Below are 2,201 nucleotides of genomic sequence, written 5' to 3'. Positions count from 1 at the left end.
CCGGTGAGCATGGCCAGCGTGCGCCGGTTCAGGCGCGTGACCGGGCGCGGCTGGGCGCGCAACGCCATCGCTTCGGGCGCCGCCTTGCCCCCCTGAGAAGTGGCATGGTCGGGGGTGTTGTCTTGGCTCATGCTCAATTCCTCCGTGCCACGCCATCGGTGCGCTCAATTCGCACCACGGCGCCCTTATCGCCACCCAGGCGCAGCTCGGCCGCACCAAACAGCCGATCCACGATGTAGTACGGCGAGCGGAAGCGGTAGTTCACCAGTTGTCCGTCGCCTTGCGCGCCGATCACGAACATTGGCGGTAGCTCGCCTTGAGCGATGCCCGCCGGAAACTGGATATAGACCTTCTCGCCATCGTCAAAGGCCCGCAACGGCTTCCACGGCGGATTGCTGCCGCTGACCGCGTAGCGGAAACGGATCTTCTCCAGCGACAGCCCGGCATCGACCGGCGCGGCGGCGCTGGCCGCTTGTGCCTGGCGCTGCAGGGCCAGCATCCTGTCCTTGGGGTATTCCCAGGACACCGAAGCCATCCATGTCTTCTCGGTCGAAGTCAGTTCTAGCAGGTAGGTGCGCCGACTGGTCGTGATGACCAAATTGGTCTTGAGGCCCGAGCGGATGGGCTTGACCATCACATTGACGCGCAGCGCATCGCCGCTGCCGCTCGATGTGTCGCCCACGATCCAGCGCACCGTGTCACCGGCAGCCACCGTCACCAGTTCCTCGCCCGGCTGGAGCGCGATCACGGTCACGCGACCCACGGCCGCATAGACCTGGTACAGCGCGCCATCAGTGAACGGCCAGACCTGGATGGCGTTCACATAGCCCTCGCGTGTGGGCGCAACACGGGCCTCCGTGTTCGCACGGGTCACGCGCACCTTCTCGTCGGGCGATTCCAGTGTGGCCTTGGCATCACCGGCCAGCGGCTTCATCTGTCCAGGCAGTGCCAGCACCTCGGGCACGGTCACGACCTCCACGGGCTTCGGCGCCTCGGGCAGCGGCTGGGCCTGCACCGGCCCATCCAACGAGATGGATGGCGGCGGAGTCCCCTGCGTGGCGCAGCCCGAGAACAAAACGGTGGATGCCAGTAGGATCACAGGCAAGGCGGGTTTACGGAAATGTCCATTCATGGTTTTGCTCCTTCGTTTCCTTCCAGCTCGCGGCTCCACGCCAGCCCGTTGACGTAGATACCCAGCGGGTTCTTGCGCACGCGCTGCTCCGTGCGCGGGGTCTGCAGCACCGTGGAGATCACCGCGTTCCAGCGCTCGGTGCGATCCAGCGCGCCGTTGACGAAGCGCGTCTCGGTCCAGCGCACGTTGAAGGACTGGTCGCTGGCGCGGGTCACGCTGGACACCTGCACCGTCACCGACTCCTTGCCGATGCGCGAGAACGGATCAGCCACCCGCGCGTACTCATTGAGCACCACGGCGCCCTTGTCCGTGGTGTAGTCATAGGCATCGAGCCAGTTCTGCCGCACCACGATGGGGTCGATGGACAGCGAGCGCACCAGGCCGATGAAGCGGCCCAGGTGGTAAGCAATCTGCGCATCGCTGGGCTGGTACGGCGTGGCGGCTTCGCCGACAGCGCGCACCTGGCCCGCGTTGTCCACCTCGATCACGTAGGGCGTGACGATGGACTGCGCCGAGCGCCAGACCAGGCCGCCGGCCATCAGCACCGCCAGCGTGAGGCAGCCGAAGGCCATAAGCCGCCAGTTCTTCGCCTGCACGCGGGCCGAGCCGATGCGGTCGTCCCAGACCTGGGCGGCGGATTGGTACGGGGTGGCAGGCTGCGGCGTATCGGCGTAGCGCACCTGCGGTCGTTTGAATCGCATGGGAGTTCTCCTTATGAATCGGAATCACGAAGGCTTGGCCCCTGGCTGGAGCTGCCGCCGTCGCCGCCGCGCAGCGTGTGGGCGGCCGTGGTCGCGGCATGGGTGAGCTGCTGCCTGCGGTGCAGGCGCTTGGCCCAGGCAGGCTGTTCGTTGGATGGAGGCGCATCTGCGGCATCAGCGCCAGATGCCGGCGCCTCATCCGGCCGGAAGGCCGCTGCCACGCGCTCCTTCATCGAGCGTGCGCCGTCGGCTACCTTTTGCCCGGCGGTCTTGGCCACGTTGCCCGCGCCAGCGGCAGCGCCTTGGATGCCACTGCCTGCGGCCGTAGAGCCAGCATCGAAAGCCGCCTTGGCGCCGCGCGCGCCGCC

2 protein-coding genes and 2 pseudogenes are annotated in these 2,201 nt (G+C 67.2%); all 4 read right to left on the bottom strand.

The window, feature by feature from the left end:
- A pseudogene (locus tag D769_RS32580) lies at positions 1-131 on the bottom strand (conjugal transfer protein TrbI); the annotation flags it as partial.
- Between the two features lie 2 nt (positions 132-133).
- Positions 134-1,132 carry a P-type conjugative transfer protein TrbG gene (trbG, locus tag D769_RS00140; protein WP_008640770.1) on the bottom strand — a complete coding sequence of 333 codons (999 nt, stop codon included), beginning with the start codon at positions 1,130-1,132 and terminating at the stop codon, positions 134-136.
- On the bottom strand, positions 1,129-1,833 hold the full coding sequence (gene trbF, locus D769_RS00135; protein WP_008640769.1) for a conjugal transfer protein TrbF: 705 nt from the start codon (positions 1,831-1,833) through the stop codon (positions 1,129-1,131). The genes trbG and trbF overlap by 4 nt, the downstream gene beginning before the upstream one ends.
- An 11-nt stretch (positions 1,834-1,844) precedes the next feature.
- Positions 1,845-2,201 (bottom strand): annotated as a pseudogene (locus D769_RS00130) (P-type conjugative transfer protein TrbL); the annotation flags it as partial.

This window comes from Cupriavidus sp. HMR-1 (assembly GCF_000319775.1).
GTDB classification, from domain to species: domain Bacteria; phylum Pseudomonadota; class Gammaproteobacteria; order Burkholderiales; family Burkholderiaceae; genus Cupriavidus; species Cupriavidus metallidurans.
The sequence above is the reverse complement of the archived record's forward strand: the minus strand, read 5'-3'. Positions and strand labels throughout refer to the sequence as shown.